We start from the raw sequence: 15,311 nt of genomic DNA, 5'->3' as shown, positions 1-15,311 counted from the left end.
ACCAATGAGCTTACGCTTTCCTTCTCTTGGGTGTAGGCTGTCCAAATGGCTTGGCGGTGGTGCGGGGTGAGGCGGGTATTTTTGTGCATGTTCATGTCAGTATTCTCCTGAAATACTGTAAACAACGCTAGGGATTTCTACAGCTAAAACAAGTTTTCCAAAGGGAGACGAGTTCCTGCGAAGCTAAAACACAGCTTCAACGGAATAAAACCGTGTTTCAGACGGCCTCAAATCCATCCTACCCCGACACGGAGCATTCAAAATGAACCTCAAAGCCACCTCACTGCGCGCCATCGCCTTAGCCATCCTTCTCGGCACGGCTGCCTGCGCCGCGCCGTCCCAACTTTCCGCAAAAAAGGAGCAAGCCATGCCTTCCGTCCACAGCATCACCAGCCGCTACAGCTTCGATGATACCGTTGCCCGCCTGCAGGCAAGTTTCCTTGCCAAAGGCATGAGCATTTTCGGCATTGTCAACCACCAGGCCGCCGCCCGGGAATCCGGCTTGACCATGCAGCCGGCTACCGTCATCGTCTTCGGCACGCTCCAAGCCGGAACGCCGCTGATGGTCAAAGACCCCGAATTTGCCCTGCAACTGCCGCTGCAAGTGCTGGTTACGGAACAGAACGGACAAGTCAAAGTCGTCTTCAACGACACCCGTGCCCTGATTCAGGGCAGCAAAATCAACTTCTCCGACGTGGAAAACAGCTTGGCCAATGCGGAAAAACTGATTGCAAAAACCGTAACGGAATAAGCCGCAGCAAAATACCAAAAGGCCGTCTGAAAACCCGGAAACGGTTTTTCAGACGGCCTTCTTTTGCCATTTGATTCGTTAGAACAATCAACGACGCTGAGGATTGTAGCGTTTCTCCAACGAGGAGAAGAACCAGCTCAGGCAGATGGTCATCAGCAGATAAATCAGCGCGATGGCATACAGCGGTTCTTCGTAAATTGAAAAACGTCCGGAAATCGTGCGTTGTACATAAGTCAATTCAGCCACGGCGATGGAAGAAAGCAGCGAACTGTCTTTCAACAGCGTAATGAACTCGTTTGCCAACGGCGGCAGCATACGGCGGAAGGCCTGCGGCAGAATCACAAAACGCATCGCCTGCGGGTAAGTCAGGCCGAGCGAACGCGCCGCCTCCATCTGGCCTTTGTCGATAGACAGGATGCCCGCACGGAAAATCTCGGTGATATACGCTGTCGCATTGGCAGTCAATGCCAAAACACCCGCCGTAATCGCGCCGTAGTCGCGCCGCATGGCGATTGCCTGCTCCCCATTCACCAACCAGCCGTGTTCGGGATGAATCAGGGCCACGCTCCAAACGTAATACCAAATAAAAATCTGCACAAACAAAGGCGTACCGCGAAACAGCGTTACATACAGCAGTGAAACATTCCGCAGCAGCCAGGCCAAGGCCTTCAATAGCGGCCCGCCCTTCTCGAAACGTACAATCCTCGCCAGCGCACCAAGCAGCCCCAGCAGCGTACCGCCCAGCGTGGCGACGAAGGTCAGTCCCAAAGTAGTCAATGCCCCTATCAGGAACATCTCGCGGTATTCATAAATAATATCGAAACGGAAACTCATATAACAAACTGCCCGACAGTTGTAACGGAAAGCAAAAACGGCGTTGCGCCTTTTGCATGGGAAACCGCGCATTTTACAAGAAAAAACACCGCCTGAAACATTTAATTGCCGCCGCGCTCCCCACCATACTGTAAGCACCCGCCAAATCCGTTTACAATAGCCGCTTTTTTCCTAGCGGCAACCCTATGAAAATCCTCCTTGGCGGCACGCCTGTGCAAAACGCCCCGCCCGCAGCCGTTACCATCGGCAACTTCGACGGCGTACACCTCGGCCACCGCCACATCCTGCAACGTCTCAAAAGCGAGGCCGCCGCACGCGGCCTGCAAAGCACGGCCGTCGTTTTCGAGCCGCAACCGGCCGAATTCTTTGCCCGACTGCGGGGCTGCGAACCGCCGCCCCGCCTGACACCGCTGCGCGACAAGCTGCGCCTGCTGCACGAAAGCGGCTGCGTGGACAACGTCCGCGTATTGCGTTTCAACCGCGCATTTTCACAAATGCCCGCCGAAGACTTTATCGAACACATCCTGCAACGGGAATTAAACACCCGCTATCTGCTGGTCGGCGACGATTTCCGTTTCGGCCGCGACCGCGCGGGCAGCTTCGACCTGCTGCAAAACCAGGGCGGCTTCGTTACCGAACGCACGCCGAGCATCCTCGTGGCCGGCATCCGCGCCAGCAGTACCGCCGTGCGGCAAGCCTTGCGCGAAGGCCGTCTGAAAGAGGCGGAACAGATTTTGGGACACGGCTGCGTCTTGAGCGGGCGGGTTGCCCACGGGCGCAAACTGGGACGGACAATCGGCAGCCCGACCGCCAACATCCACCTGCCGCCGCACCGCTATGCCTTAAACGGCGTTTTCGTCGTCGAAGCATCCGGCGCGTTCGGCAAACGGCGCGGCGTGGCCAGTTTCGGCCTCAATCCCACCGTCAGCGATTCGGGCAGGCAAAAGCTGGAAGTCCACCTGTTCGACTTTTCGGGCAACCTCTACGGCCAACGGCTGTTTGTCCGTTTCCTGCACAAATTGCGCGATGAAGAAAAATTCGGCGATATGGAACAACTCCGGCGGCAGATCGCCGCAGACATCAGGGCGGCCAAAAGCTGGCAGTCCGCCTGACAAATGCGAAAAGTTATAAATAAGGATGACAACTGTCAGTGAAAATAGGTATAATCCGCGTAATTTTTTGCAAACAGCACAACCTTGTTTTAGGAGTTTGAATGAACCAACCGTCCAACCCGCTGCTGAACCAGCAGCCGCAATATCACCAACCGCAACAATTCGGCCAACAGCAGGCTCCCGTCATGACCATTGGCGACTGGATTGTGACTTCCATCGTTTTGGCCATTCCTTTGGTTAACCTGATTATGGCTTTCGTATGGGGCTTCGGCAGCAACACCAACCCCAACAAAGCCAACTACTGCAAGGCCTGGCTGATTTTCATGGCCATCGTGGTTGCGCTTTATATCCTGCTGGTCGTATTCGTTATCGGCGCAGGCGCGGCTGCCGGCCAATACCAATAAGCCGAAACATTCAAATAAGAAGGCCGTCTGAAAACCTGTTTCCAGGTTTTCAGACGGCCTCTTTGTTTGCCGTCCGATATTTTTCAGACGGCCTGAAAGCGAAACGGTATAATCCTGCCTTTTATAACCCAACAAACTGACACAACAAAAGGAACCGCCATGCTGCTGCCCGAACAGGTCAAAGAACTGATTGCCGCCGTCATCCCTTGCGAACACATCGAAGTGGAAGGCGACGGCCACCACTTTTTTGCCGTCATCGTCTCATCCGCCTTCGAAGGCAAAGCCCGACTGGCACGCCACCGCCTGATTAAAGACGGTTTGGCCGAAAAACTAGCTTCCAACGAACTGCACGCCCTATCGGTTTCCGTTGCAGCCACACCTGCGGAATGGGCTGCACACGGCTAACCGCCCACCTTTCCCGTCCCTACCGAAAGCAATCCATGGACAAACTTAAAATTTCCGCCAACGGCCCTTTAAACGGCGAAATTACCATCTCCGGCGCAAAAAACGCCGCCCTGCCGCTGATGTGCGCCGGACTGCTGACCGCAGATACGCTGCGGCTGAAAAACGTCCCCATGCTGCGCGATGTCAAAACCACGCAGAAACTGCTGCAAGGCATGGGCGCGCGCGTTTTAACCGACAATGTTTCCGAATTTGAAATCAACGGCGGCACGGTCAATAACACCTGCGCTCCTTACGAGCTGGTAAAAACCATGCGCGCCTCGATCCTCGTCCTCGGCCCTACCCTTGCCCGCTTCGGCAAAGCAGAAGTCAGCCTGCCCGGCGGCTGCGCCATTGGCTCGCGCCCCGTCGACCAGCACCTGAAAGGGCTGGAAGCCATGGGGGCGGAAATCATCATCGAACACGGCTACGTTAAAGCTTCAGGCCGTCTGAAAGGCGCGCGCGTGGTCATGGACATGATTACCGTGGGCGGCACGGAAAACCTGTTGATGGCCGCCACATTGGCCGAAGGTACCACCGTTTTGGAAAACTGCGCCATCGAACCCGAAGTTGTCGATTTGGCGAAATGCCTAGTCAAAATGGGGGCGAAAATCAGCGGCATCGGTACACCGACCATGACAATTGAAGGAGTAAAAGAACTGCACGGCTGCGAACACAGCGTCGTTCCCGACCGAATCGAAGCGGGTACGTTTTTATGCGCCGTCGCCATGACCGGCGGCAAAGTCGTACTGCGCAACGCCGCTCCCAAAACCATGGAAGCCGTCTTAGACAAACTGGTGGAAGCCGGTGCACTTATCGAAGCGGGCGACGACTGGATTTCCATTGATATGAAACGGCGGCCGAAAGCGGTAAACATCCGCACCACCGAACATCCCGGCTTCCCCACCGACATGCAGGCTCAGTTTATGGCCATGAACGCTGTGGCGGAAGGTTCTTCCAAAGTGATTGAAACCATTTTTGAAAACCGCTTCATGCACGTTCCCGAGCTCAACCGCATGGGTGCGGACATTTCCACCGAAGGCAATACCGCTTTCGTAAACGGTGTGGAAAAACTCTCCGGCGCAACCGTGATGGCAACCGATCTGCGCGCCTCCGCCAGCCTCGTCATTGCAGGATTAGTGGCAGGCGGTGAAACCGTTGTCGAACGCATCTACCATCTCGACAGAGGTTACGAACACATCGAAACCAAACTCGGCCGCGTCGGTGCGAAAATCGAACGGATTTCGTGATTTCGTTTCCCCTGTTTTCAGACGGCCTCCCCTATGCGGAAGGCCGTCTGAATTGATAGGGGTAATTCAAATAAACACTTCCCCTCAGCCCCCCGTTAAGCGGCACAGTCGGAAATAGAAAAAGCCGAGTTCCGCAATATACAGAACCCGGCTTACATACAGGCCGTCTGAAAAACCTAAAGCATCTGTTTGCTTGCTTCATTCTCCAGACAAACAATCTTTAAAAGACCGTCTTATCACTCGTCGTCATCATCCTCGTCATCCAACTCAAAACCGCTGGGGTTTGCCTTCAAAAAGGCCAATTCTTCAGGAGTGCTTTGACGGTTTAAAATGGCATTGCGGTGGGGATAACGCCCAAAACGGTCGATAACGGCCTTATGACGCTCTTCCAACCGTACACTCTTCGGCGTACCGAACCGCTGGAACAAACCGCGCGCCACAGTATGGATATTACGGTTTTCACTATGCAGGAAAGGCATGAGGATAAACTGGCGCTGCTTGGCTTCCAAGAAAGGAAAAGATTGATGCCGAACGGCTTCCTGAGCCAGCAGCAGTGCCATACGGTCTTGTGTATAAGCATGCGGCCTGCCGCGGAAAATCAACCTTGAAAATTGGTCGAGAATGATAATTTCGGCCAAACGCCCTTGAATGGTATCCCGCCAGTCCGATAATTCGCAATTCACAGCATCGCGAAAAATCCGCTCATACATCACACGGACTTTCGTATCCAAATATTCGCTATGTTCAAACCAATGCCGTTTGACTTCTTTGCTGAACCAAAAATCCAGAATTTCTTGCGGGGTTACATACATCAGCTGCATCATGCTTCCTTCTGAAACAAAGCGGTTGAATGGAAAGGGGGATGATTGTATTACAAACGGTCTCCTGCTTATTTCATTTAGGTTTATCGGTTATTTTTAAAAACAAACGGTCATATTTTCAGACTAACGCACAATTTATGTGCAACATGCTGATTTATCTTATCATTGTAGACAATCTAAAAGGCCGTCTGAGAACCAATTTTCAGACGGCCTTTTGAACTAAGGCTTAAACGTAATTCCTTGTTTCGCCCTGCCCGTCAATATTATCGACACAACGGGCACAGACGGTTGCATGTTCTGCCACTGTTCCGACATCTTCGGTATAGTGCCAGCAACGTTCGCATTTTTGCCCGCTGCTAACATGCACATCAACCAACAAGGCATCTCCTTCCTTAACTACGGCTTTCGAAACCAATAAGGCAAAACGCAATTCTTCGCCTAATGCGGACAATGCAGCAGCCAAATCGGCATCAGCAGTAATCTCCACCTCTGCCTGCAACGAAGAACCCAGCGACTTGTCCGCACGCAACGGTTCGATTGCAGCAGTAACGGCATTACGCACCTCGCGTATGGCCTGCCATTTCTTCACCAGCTCCGCTTCGCTGGCAGCCGGCATTTGCGGGAAATCATGCCAAGTATGGAACAACACGCTATCTTCCTCGCCGCCGCCAATGATGTCCCAAGCTTCTTCTGCGGTAAAACACAAAATCGGCGACATCAGTAAAACCAAGCTGCGGGTAATGTGGTAAAGCGCAGTTTGCGCACTGCGGCGGGCATGGCTGCCAGCCTTGGTGGTATAGAGGCGGTCTTTTAAAATATCGAGATAGAACGCACCCAAATCCTCCGAGCAGAACGACACAATATCCTGTACCGCAAAATGGAAGGCATAACGCGGATAATAATCGCCGGCCAGTTTTTCCTGTAGTTGGCGCGCCATTACCAAGGCATAACGGTCGATTTCCACCATATCTGCCTGCGGTACGGCATCTTCAATCGGATTGAAGTCGCTCAAATTGGCCAATAGGAAACGCAATGTATTCCGCAAACGGCGGTAGCTTTCAGTTACCCGTTTCAGAATTTCTTTTGAAATGGCCAATTCGCCGCTGTAATCGGTAGCAGCCGTCCACAGGCGAAGAATATCCGCGCCGAATTCGTTATACACTTCCTGCGGTGCAACCACGTTGCCTAGCGATTTCGACATTTTTCTGCCGTTTTGATCGACAACGAAACCGTGCGTCAGCAACTGTTTGTACGGCGCACGCCCCAAAGTGGCGCAACCGGTCAGCATGGAGGATTGGAACCAACCGCGGTGCTGGTCGCTTCCTTCCAAATACAAATCGGCCGGCCAAGCCAATTCTTCCCGCTGCTTCAGCACGGAATAATGTGTCGAACCCGAATCAAACCATACATCCATTGTATCGGACAATTTGTCGTAATTTTCGCAATCTTCCGCACTCAACAACTCGCTTTTATCCAAGGCAAACCATGCCTCAATACCTTTTTCCTCAATGCGCTTGGCCACTTCCTCCAGCAACCGTGCCGAATCGGGATGCAATTCGCCCGTATCTTTATGCACGAAAAAGGTCATCGGCGTACCCCAGAACCGTTGGCGCGAAACCACCCAATCAGGACGGCCTTCAATCATCGCCTGCAAACGCGCACGACCCCACGCCGGGAAAAATTCGGTATCGTCCACAGCCTTCAACGCTTTGTTGCGCAGGGTTTTACCGTCCGCACCCTCTTTATCCATACCGATAAACCATTGGCCGGTGGCACGGTAAATCAAAGGGGTTTTGTGCCGCCAACAATGGGCATAACTGTGTTCGATTTTGTTGTTCGCCAACAACCGCCCTACTTCCTCAAGCCATCCGACAATCACAGGATTGGCTTCCCAAACCGTCATGCCCTCAACGCGCGGTGTTCCGGCAATATAACGCCCTTGTGCGTTTACAGGGTTAAACAGTTCGATGCCGTATTTGATGCAGACAAAATAATCTTCCAAACCGTGCGCCGGCGCAGTATGAACCAAGCCCGTACCGGCCTCGGTACTCACATGTTCGCCGTTCAACAACAGAATATCGCGCTCTAAAAACGGATGGCTCAATTGCAGGCTTTCCAACCTTGCCCCCGTTGTTTCCGCCAAAACCCGGAGGCCATCTGAAAGAGATTCATCATCGGCTCCGCCAACCAACAAGCCGTAGCGCTTCAGCGCATCACGCGCCAAATCTTTAGCCAAAACCAAATTCCCTTTCGGCGTGGCAATCAGTTGATAAACGATATCCGCTCCCGCAGAGACAGCCTGACTGGCAGGCAACGTCCAAGGCGTGGTCGTCCAAATGACGGCAAAACTGTCTCCAGTTATTTCTTTCAACCCAAAAGCAGCAGCCACGGCATCATTGCTTTTAAACGGATAGGCAACATCGATGGCCGAAGAAACTTTATCCTTATATTCCACTTCCGCTTCCGCCAATGATGATCCGCAATCCAGGCAGAATTGAACGGGCTTCGCACCCCGATACAGATAGCCTGCCCGGTAAATTTCCCCCAGAGTACGCACCGTGTCGGCTTCGGTGTGGTAATCCATGGTCAGATAAGGGCGTTCCCAATCACCCAACACGCCTAAACGGATAAAGTCTTTTTTCTGCCGCGCAATTTGTTCGGCAGCATAAGACCGGCATAATTCGCGGAACTTCGCCTTAGGCATATCGCGACCGTGCAGCTTTTCCACCATTACTTCAATCGGCAAACCATGACAGTCCCAGCCCGGCACATAAGGCGCATCAAAGCCAGCCAAGGTTTTGCTTCTCAGAATGATGTCTTTCAAGATTTTATTAACGGCATGACCGATATGGATATCGCCGTTGGCATAAGGAGGGCCGTCATGCAGGATAAATTTCGGCCTGCCCTGCATTTTTTCGCGCAGTTTTTGATAACGCTTTTGTTCATACCAGCTTTTCAGCCATTCGGGCTCGCGTTTGGCCAAATCGCCGCGCATGGGAAACGGCGTATCCAATAAATTAACGGTTTTACGGTAATCGGTCATTTTGTGTCTCGGCAATAGTGGAATATAAAAACCGGCCTTTTTAGGCCGTCTGAAATTCAAGGCATGGCGCATTGTAGCGGAAACAGCCCTTGATTATAAGGGTATGCGCAAGGATTGCGGAAAGGCCGTCTGAAACAAAATTTTCAGACGGCCTCAATAACTAAAAAGAGCCTGCAAAACAGGCTCTTTAACAAACAATTCTAAAATTAAATTAGAATTTGTGGCGCAGACCAACCAAACCAGCGGTAGTTTCTACGCGAACAGTGTTTTTATCACCTGCTCTCAACCAACCTGCTTGAGCAAACGCAGTAGTACGTTTAGAGAAATCGTAATCAGCACCTACGATTACTTGGTCATACTGAGCTTGTTTTTTCTGATCATTGCTCAAGCCTTTGCCTTTTGCTTTAAAACCGTGGGCGTAAGTAACTTTAGGTGTTACATTGCCGAGTTTGTACGCACCGCTGACAGCCAACTCGTGAGTTTTCAGGCCAGCAGAATGGTCAGTAGAAGCATTATAGGCATCATTGTCTTTCAAAGCAGCATCATAGCTTTTCAGACTATCCCAACCGTTAGTGTATTGATAGCCACCGCTAACAAACAGGTTATTGGCATCATAACCGGCTTCGACGCGGTGAGCCTGACCAGATTTGCTGCGTCCATTACTGGTTACATAAGCAGCTTTTTTGTAGCCGAAGCCGTATTGGGCAAAGAAACCAGCGTTTTCATAGTTCAAACCAGCATAGTAACCTGCATTGTCTTTAGCGTTATTATAGCGACCAGAATTCTCTGTAGTATTAGAAGTACCAGGAATTCCTTTATTAACACCGCGAATAGTATTTACACCATTGTCACGCGGAGTAAACTGAACGTTTGCGCTGAAACCTGCGAATACCGGAGAATCGTAGCGTACAGAAACAACTTTCTGACCGGTACGAGTAAACATATCCAAACCTAAAGCATTATTGGAATATTCCCATTGGTCGACTTTATCCATATCGTCCAACTGAGTACCAATTTTACCGGCACGGAAAGTACCGGCAGTAGTTTCCAAACCGATGTAAGCTTGGCGGTTACCCCAACCAGCGTCAGTTCCGGCAACTGAAGTATTTTGTTCTACTTTCCAAATAGCGTTCAAGCCATTACCTAAGTTTTCATGACCTTTGAAACCGATGCGTGAACCGAAGTCGGCAATTGCGGTTTCAGTATGGTTTTTTGTTGTTGTAGTAACATTACCATTTCGCTCTTTATGTTTAATCTGAGCAGTTTCAACACCAGCTTTAATGGTGCCGTACAGAGTTACGTCTGCCATTGCAGCAGTAGACAAAGCGGCCAAAGACAGAGCAATCAGAGTTTTTTTCATTGCTGTATTCCTTTTCTATGTTTAAGAAAATCAGGCGAAACCGGATGACTCCGATTAAGCTGTTGCGTTTATCGCCGTTGCCAGCGATTACATGGCTGTTAATATAAATGTTCCGCCATAAAAAAACAAACTTTATCGGCGTTTCCCCTGCACGAATGCTGCAAAAAGTGTGTTATTTTTCCCACAAACATTGCTTATTTGCTTTCGTTTCATGGCGTTGCCTGAAATTTCATGTTGTTACAGCTTTATCCCTTAATAGCTGTTTATTGCGAAATCACCCACATCCAATTATGGCTGCATCGGGCATCCGTCCTACTGCCGAGCAGACAAAGGCACTGCAAGACTGACTTTGCGGCAGGAGAGGCCGTCTGAAACCTGACTGCAGGCATAACGGATTAACTTGATATCACCAATTCGGCATCAAAAAATCAAAAGGCCGCCTGAAAGACGTTTTACAATAAAACACATTTCAGACGGCCTGCCGTTGTTTTTAACGGCATTTGTTTCTAGACAGCCTGCCGTAACTTCCAACTATATTTTGAATGGCTTTGATATCGGCATCGTTTACAGTCATGAATGTAATCTGCATTTTGGCAACACTCTGGCCTCCGGACGAACCTGAATTCACCTCGCGTAACTGGCCTGTAAAACCCGCACCCTGCAAACGGTTTAACAATGCTTGGGCTTGCGCCTTATCAGACCGAATACCAATGCTGATGCCGCCTTCCATTAGTACAGTATTGAAGCCTTTGCTTTGAAGGGCCTGCATTTGGCTGCCGGCATCAATTTGAATCGGCGTCCAAACCGCATAGCTTGTTTTATTACTCCTGGCTGCCTCTTTGCGCTCTACCGTGCGGCTGGCCGCATGCGGCCAACGGTTTAACAGCCCTTTTATTCTGTGATAGTCGTCTTCGGGCAGGGAAACATTAGCCGTTGTTACACAGCGGTTTCCCTGTCCTGCCTCTGTAACGACGGGCTGACGCTCAAAGTTGCCCTGATTATTATTGCCCTGTGCATACTTGCTGCGCCGCATGGCTTCTTCTTTGGCCTGAATTTGGCGGCGGTTTCTTTCATCCTGCAATCTGGCTATCTGTTTCGCCGTATCTTCTTCGGTATCGGTGGGCTCGATATAGACATCGGCCGCACCGCCGTTGTCCGTCAACCAGTTGCCCGACGGGGCGGATGCAACGGCAGAGGCCGGCGTTTCGGACGCACCTGCATCCGAAGGTTTGACCATGGGCTGCGGCAAGTCGGCGGAATCACGCGCCATCCGGGCACTGGCCTCTTTCCTTTTGGCCATCATTTCCGCCTCTTGTTTTTCCATGACTTTAGGCAGCGTCATGCCGCCGAATATCGCGATATTCAGCGCCAACAACGCAAAAAACAACCATTTCATTCTTGTCCCACCCAGCTTAACAGGCCATAAATGACCAAATTATCTACGATTTTAATGTCATTGTCTAAAACAAACGCTTGCGGCAAGGCCTCGGCCACTTTGGCCGCACCACCTCCGGTGAGGATGACATCTACTGTTTTGTCGCCGCCGATTTTTTCTTTCAGACGGCCGTGCATCAAAATAACGGCTCCGCAGACCGCATCCATCATGCCGCTCGCCAATGCGTTGGACGTGGTGGTCGGGAAGGGATAAACGCGCCCGATTCGCCGGTTTAGATTGGCGGTTTTCATGGCCATGGCCTCTTTCATCAAATGAAAACCGGGCATGATGCTGCCGCCGAGATAACTGCCGTCATCGGTTAGCGCGTCTATCGTTACGGCCGTTCCGCAACTGACGACCACACAGGCATTCCGACTGAATCGGCGGCTGCCCAATGCGTTAAACCAACGGTCGGAACCATGTTCCGCAGGATTGCGGTAGTGATTGCGGATACCCAAGGCATGGGGCATGGACGGCAGCCATTCGATTTCTGCCGCCAACTGCTCCTGCACCAGCGCCTTCTTTTCATCCCCGCACACCGCACTGCCAACTATCGCGACGCCGTTACCGCCGAAATGCCGCCAGTCTTCGCCCAATTGCTGCAAATCACGATACGGCGCACCCGAAACATTGCCTATTTTGCCGTTTTCCGCCCATGCCCATTTCAGACGGCTGTTACCGCCGTCCAACAATAAATAGCGTGTTGCCGCCCTACCGGCAGGTTCAATGCTTTGACGCAGACTGATTTCGCCGCTGGCTATCCGTTTTTCGCCTCCGGCCGTCTCCAGCCGCAATACGCCCTGTTCGGTCACACCGAGTACAGTGCCTTCTTCCAGTACTTGCCCGTTATGCAGCAGACGGACGGAAGCACCCTGATCACGGTTGGCCGCCTCATAAGCCGCAAGGAAAGGGGCGAAACCGTGCACTGCAAATTCGGACAATATGCCGTCTAATTCGCCCAGCAGGATTCCGAGCAATTCGGCGGCACTCGGCGGCACACTTTGACAGGCGGCCTGAACGGATGTGGCATTCTCAACCTCTTTCGGCAAAACAAAATTCAAGCCTATGCCGATAACGGCGGCCGTTTTGCCCCCGCCGCGCATGGTTTCAATCAAAATGCCGCCCAATTTGTCGCTGCCGACAACCAAATCGTTCGGCCATTTGAGTTGCACCGGCACACCCAGCCGCCGCAATACATTGCAACAAGCCAAACCGACTGCCAGCGACAAAGCACCCAATTCGCCCTGCTGCCGTTCGAATACCCAACCGAAACTGAATGTCAGGCATTCGCCGATGCGGCTGTACCAGCTTCGCCCCTGCCGGCCCCGCCCTTTGGTTTGTTCGTGCACAATACACAGATAACGGTGTGCGGCATCAATATCGCGCTTTGCCGCCATCAATACCGCATCATTGCTTGATGGATGGGTATGGAGCAGTTCGGCACGGAAACCGCCCGCAACGGCAGACAGGCACTCGTCCGAAAAAACAGCCAAAGGCCGCACCAAACGCCAATAACCGTCCTGCTGGCGCAACAACCCCCGGATATGCGCGGGCATTTTCAGCCACAAACCGTTCAACTGCTGCGGTTTCACACCCGCCTTCCCAGCCAGTGCCGCGATATGTTTGGGCAGGCCGTCTGAAAGCTCGGCCAGCAACCGCCAATGAACAGCCTGCATTTACGCACGCTCCGAAGCGCGGATTTTGGCCAACGTCTGAGTAGTGGAAGTTTGATGCAGGAAAGGAATCGAATAGACTTTCCCACCCCTCGCCAGCGTTTCGGCAGAGCCGACGATTTTTTCCACCGGCCAGTCGCCGCCTTTAATCAGAATATCCGGCCTGACCAGTTCGATAAGCTCGAAAGGCGTATCTTGATCAAACCAAGTAACCAAATCGACGCTGGTCAATGCTGCCGCCACTGCCGCCCGATCAGCCAGCGTGTTAATCGGCCTGTCATCACCCTTACCCAACCTCCTGACCGACTCGTCGGTATTCAACGCCAACACCATGGCCGCACCTGCCGCCCTGGCCTGCGCCAAATAAGTAACATGCCCCCGGTGCAGGATATCGAAGCAGCCATTGGTAAAAACCAGCGGTCGGGGCAAGGCGGCGATTCTTGCGGACAGCATCTCAGGAGGGCAAATTTTCCCTTCAAAATCAGGCAGCGGCCAAGTTTGCATTCTCTTTGTACTCAACTGAAATAAAGGGGCAAATCATACCGAAAGCATGGCAAGACGGCAATCCGCCGATTATCGGCATCGCTTTTCGGCTTCAAACACAAATAAACTGCCGTTTTCTGTTTCAGACGGCCTGCCTAAAACCTGAGGCCGTCTGAAGCAGCGAACTGCACCATAGCCATGCCAACCATGCCGGAAACAAAAATAACAAAACCCGCCTCATTAAAGAGGCGGGTTTTGTTTTGATTTTGGGGTGGCTGATGGGGCTCGAACCCACGACAACCGGAATCACAATCCGGGGCTCTACCAACTGAGCTACAGCCACCACAAGAAAACTTGCCGTTTTGGCACGCCCGACAGGAATCGAACCTGTAACCGCCCGCTTAGAAGGCGGGTGCTCTATCCGGTTGAGCTACGGGCGCATCAACCTTTGCGTGCTGATTTTATCGGGTTTCTGGTCGGGGCGGTGGGATTCGAACTCACGACCCTCTGCTCCCAAAGCAGATGCGCTAACCGGGCTGCGCTACGCCCCGACGAGAAGAGGCGAATTATACAGAAAGCTTTATTTTGCGTCAAGCGTCCGCGCCATGTTTTTTACCAAACCGACCATACCGTTCTATTTTTAAAACGTATTTATCTTCCACCGCACATTTCGACACCACCACGCACGGATGCAATTATGAAAAGTACGGCAAAAAATGCCATAATGCCGCCTTCCCGTTTTCTGTTTGAAAGGTTTTCCATGTCCGCACAAATCATCGACGGTAAAGAAGTTGCACGGCAAAGGCTGTCCATGCTGGCCGACCGCGTAGCCGAACGAAAAAACAAAGGGCTGCATACGCCCTGTCTGGCCGTCATATTGGTTGGCGACGATCCCGCCAGCGCGGTTTACGTCCGCAACAAAAAAATCGCCTGCGAAAAAGCGGGATTCGAATCGCGCTCTTATGAAATGCCGTCTGAAACCACGCAGGACGAGCTGCTGGCATTGGTGGACGAATTGAACGGCAATCCGGATGTGGACGGCATTTTGGTTCAACTGCCGCTGCCGAAACAGATAAACAGCCAGGCGGTTTTGGAGCGCATTCTGCCGCATAAAGATGTGGACGGCTTCCATCCTTATAATGTCGGCCGCCTGGTGGTAAAAATGCCGCTGATGCGCCCCTGCACGCCCAAAGGCGTGATGACGTTGCTGGAAAGCTACGGCGTGGAAGTGGAAGGGAAAAAAGCCGTCGTCGTCGGCGCGTCGAATATCGTCGGCCGGCCGCAAATGCTGGAACTGCTGCTGTCCCGCGCCACGGTTACCATCTGCCACAGCAAAACGCGCAATCTGGCCGAGGAAGTGGCGTCGGCCGATATTGTGGTAGCGGGCGTCGGCATCCCGAATTTCGTCAAAGGCGAATGGATCAAGCCCGGCGCGGTGGTTATCGATGTCGGCATCAACCGCTTGGACGACGGCAGCCTGTGCGGCGACGTTGAATTTGAAACGGCAAAAGAACGCGCCGCCATGATTACGCCCGTTCCCGGCGGAGTGGGTCCGATGACGATTGCCACGCTGCTGGAAAACACCCTGCATGCCGCCGAACTGCACGACTGATTCAATCATATAGTACAGGCCGTCTGAAAAGCATTTTTCAGACGGCCTCTTTACTTCCGACACCACCTGTTGCCGATATTTTGCGCTACAAT

Annotated in this window: 13 protein-coding genes, 3 tRNA genes and 1 pseudogene; 6 read left to right on the top strand and 11 right to left on the bottom strand. The window is 52.2% G+C overall.

The window, feature by feature from the left end:
• A pseudogene (locus tag ACTHSL_RS10720) lies at positions 1–95 on the bottom strand (IS481 family transposase); the annotation flags it as partial.
• A gap of 167 nt (positions 96–262) precedes the next feature.
• On the opposite strand from ACTHSL_RS10720, the gene ACTHSL_RS10715 reads away from it, so the two are divergent.
• Positions 263–751: a DUF302 domain-containing protein gene (locus ACTHSL_RS10715; protein ID WP_440381393.1), complete on the top strand. Its 489-nt coding sequence runs from the start codon at positions 263–265 to the stop codon at positions 749–751.
• Positions 752–838: 87 nt separating this feature from the next.
• On the opposite strand, the gene ACTHSL_RS10710 is transcribed toward ACTHSL_RS10715, so the two are convergent.
• Entirely contained in the window at positions 839–1,585 is a 747-nt protein-coding gene (locus ACTHSL_RS10710; RefSeq protein ID WP_003773897.1) for an amino acid ABC transporter permease, read from the bottom strand.
• A 185-nt stretch (positions 1,586–1,770) separates the two neighbouring features.
• Between ACTHSL_RS10710 and ribF the strand changes: the two genes are divergently transcribed.
• From ribF to murA, 4 genes are all read left to right on the top strand, one after another.
• Positions 1,771–2,697 (top strand): bifunctional riboflavin kinase/FAD synthetase, encoded by a 927-nt coding sequence (gene ribF, locus ACTHSL_RS10705; RefSeq protein ID WP_440381392.1) that lies wholly within the window; start codon positions 1,771–1,773, stop codon positions 2,695–2,697.
• Positions 2,698–2,798: 101 nt separating this feature from the next.
• A complete protein-coding gene (locus ACTHSL_RS10700; protein WP_049251769.1) occupies positions 2,799–3,101 on the top strand; it encodes a hypothetical protein in 303 nt (100 codons plus the stop codon).
• A gap of 159 nt (positions 3,102–3,260) precedes the next feature.
• Positions 3,261–3,506, top strand: coding sequence for a BolA family protein (locus ACTHSL_RS10695; RefSeq protein WP_440381391.1), 246 nt, complete (start codon positions 3,261–3,263; stop codon positions 3,504–3,506).
• Between the two features lie 35 nt (positions 3,507–3,541).
• Positions 3,542–4,792, top strand: coding sequence for a UDP-N-acetylglucosamine 1-carboxyvinyltransferase (gene murA / locus ACTHSL_RS10690; RefSeq protein WP_440381390.1), 1,251 nt, complete (start codon positions 3,542–3,544; stop codon positions 4,790–4,792).
• A gap of 236 nt (positions 4,793–5,028) precedes the next feature.
• Here murA and ACTHSL_RS10685 read toward each other — a convergent pair whose 3' ends face one another.
• The 9 genes from ACTHSL_RS10685 to ACTHSL_RS10645 form a co-directional block, all read right to left on the bottom strand.
• Complete coding sequence (locus ACTHSL_RS10685; RefSeq protein WP_040666232.1) at positions 5,029–5,613, bottom strand: DUF924 family protein; 585 nt, start codon at positions 5,611–5,613, stop codon at positions 5,029–5,031.
• Positions 5,614–5,839: 226 nt separating this feature from the next.
• Positions 5,840–8,656, bottom strand: coding sequence for an isoleucine--tRNA ligase (gene ileS, locus ACTHSL_RS10680; RefSeq protein ID WP_440381389.1), 2,817 nt, complete (start codon positions 8,654–8,656; stop codon positions 5,840–5,842).
• Between the two features lie 211 nt (positions 8,657–8,867).
• Positions 8,868–10,016, bottom strand: coding sequence for a trimeric porin PorB (gene porB, locus ACTHSL_RS10675; protein WP_440381388.1), 1,149 nt, complete (start codon positions 10,014–10,016; stop codon positions 8,868–8,870).
• A 490-nt stretch (positions 10,017–10,506) separates the two neighbouring features.
• Positions 10,507–11,412 (bottom strand): hypothetical protein, encoded by a 906-nt coding sequence (locus ACTHSL_RS10670; protein WP_440381387.1) that lies wholly within the window; start codon positions 11,410–11,412, stop codon positions 10,507–10,509.
• Positions 11,409–13,127: a bifunctional biotin--[acetyl-CoA-carboxylase] ligase/type III pantothenate kinase gene (locus tag ACTHSL_RS10665; protein ID WP_440381386.1), complete on the bottom strand. Its 1,719-nt coding sequence runs from the start codon at positions 13,125–13,127 to the stop codon at positions 11,409–11,411. Before ACTHSL_RS10665 ends, ACTHSL_RS10670 begins: the two co-directional genes overlap by 4 nt.
• A complete protein-coding gene (locus ACTHSL_RS10660; protein WP_440381385.1) occupies positions 13,128–13,628 on the bottom strand; it encodes an adenylyltransferase/cytidyltransferase family protein in 501 nt (166 codons plus the stop codon).
• A gap of 246 nt (positions 13,629–13,874) precedes the next feature.
• Positions 13,875–13,950, bottom strand: a tRNA-His gene (locus tag ACTHSL_RS10655).
• Positions 13,951–13,970: 20 nt separating this feature from the next.
• A tRNA-Arg gene (locus tag ACTHSL_RS10650) sits at positions 13,971–14,047 on the bottom strand.
• Positions 14,048–14,080: 33 nt separating this feature from the next.
• Positions 14,081–14,158 (bottom strand) — tRNA-Pro (locus ACTHSL_RS10645).
• A gap of 209 nt (positions 14,159–14,367) precedes the next feature.
• Here ACTHSL_RS10645 and folD point away from each other — a divergent pair.
• Complete coding sequence (folD, locus tag ACTHSL_RS10640; RefSeq protein WP_041961648.1) at positions 14,368–15,219, top strand: bifunctional methylenetetrahydrofolate dehydrogenase/methenyltetrahydrofolate cyclohydrolase FolD; 852 nt, start codon at positions 14,368–14,370, stop codon at positions 15,217–15,219.
• Positions 15,220–15,311: the final 92 nt, after the last annotated feature.

The sequence above is a fragment of the Neisseria sp. P0008.S010 genome, from assembly GCF_051962715.1.
Lineage (GTDB): Bacteria > Pseudomonadota > Gammaproteobacteria > Burkholderiales > Neisseriaceae > Neisseria > Neisseria elongata.
This window is presented reverse-complemented; position numbering and strand designations above follow the sequence as displayed.

Bases quoted from the DNA above. Each gene is read 5' to 3' on its own strand.
- ribF (WP_440381392.1), top strand. From the start codon at position 1,771: ATGAAAATCCTCCTTGGCGGCACGCCTGTGCAAAACGCCCCGCCCGCA.
- ACTHSL_RS10700 (WP_049251769.1), top strand. From the start codon at position 2,799: ATGAACCAACCGTCCAACCCGCTGCTGAACCAGCAGCCGCAATATCAC.
- murA (WP_440381390.1), top strand. From the start codon at position 3,542: ATGGACAAACTTAAAATTTCCGCCAACGGCCCTTTAAACGGCGAAATT.
- ACTHSL_RS10685 (WP_040666232.1), bottom strand. From the start codon at position 5,613: ATGCAGCTGATGTATGTAACCCCGCAAGAAATTCTGGATTTTTGGTTC.
- ACTHSL_RS10665 (WP_440381386.1), bottom strand. From the start codon at position 13,127: ATGCAGGCTGTTCATTGGCGGTTGCTGGCCGAGCTTTCAGACGGCCTG.
- porB (WP_440381388.1), bottom strand. From the start codon at position 10,016: ATGAAAAAAACTCTGATTGCTCTGTCTTTGGCCGCTTTGTCTACTGCT.
- ACTHSL_RS10670 (WP_440381387.1), bottom strand. From the start codon at position 11,412: ATGAAATGGTTGTTTTTTGCGTTGTTGGCGCTGAATATCGCGATATTC.
- ACTHSL_RS10660 (WP_440381385.1), bottom strand. From the start codon at position 13,628: ATGCAAACTTGGCCGCTGCCTGATTTTGAAGGGAAAATTTGCCCTCCT.
- ACTHSL_RS10695 (WP_440381391.1), top strand. From the start codon at position 3,261: ATGCTGCTGCCCGAACAGGTCAAAGAACTGATTGCCGCCGTCATCCCT.
- folD (WP_041961648.1), top strand. From the start codon at position 14,368: ATGTCCGCACAAATCATCGACGGTAAAGAAGTTGCACGGCAAAGGCTG.
- ACTHSL_RS10715 (WP_440381393.1), top strand. From the start codon at position 263: ATGAACCTCAAAGCCACCTCACTGCGCGCCATCGCCTTAGCCATCCTT.
- ACTHSL_RS10710 (WP_003773897.1), bottom strand. From the start codon at position 1,585: ATGAGTTTCCGTTTCGATATTATTTATGAATACCGCGAGATGTTCCTG.
- ileS (WP_440381389.1), bottom strand. From the start codon at position 8,656: ATGACCGATTACCGTAAAACCGTTAATTTATTGGATACGCCGTTTCCC.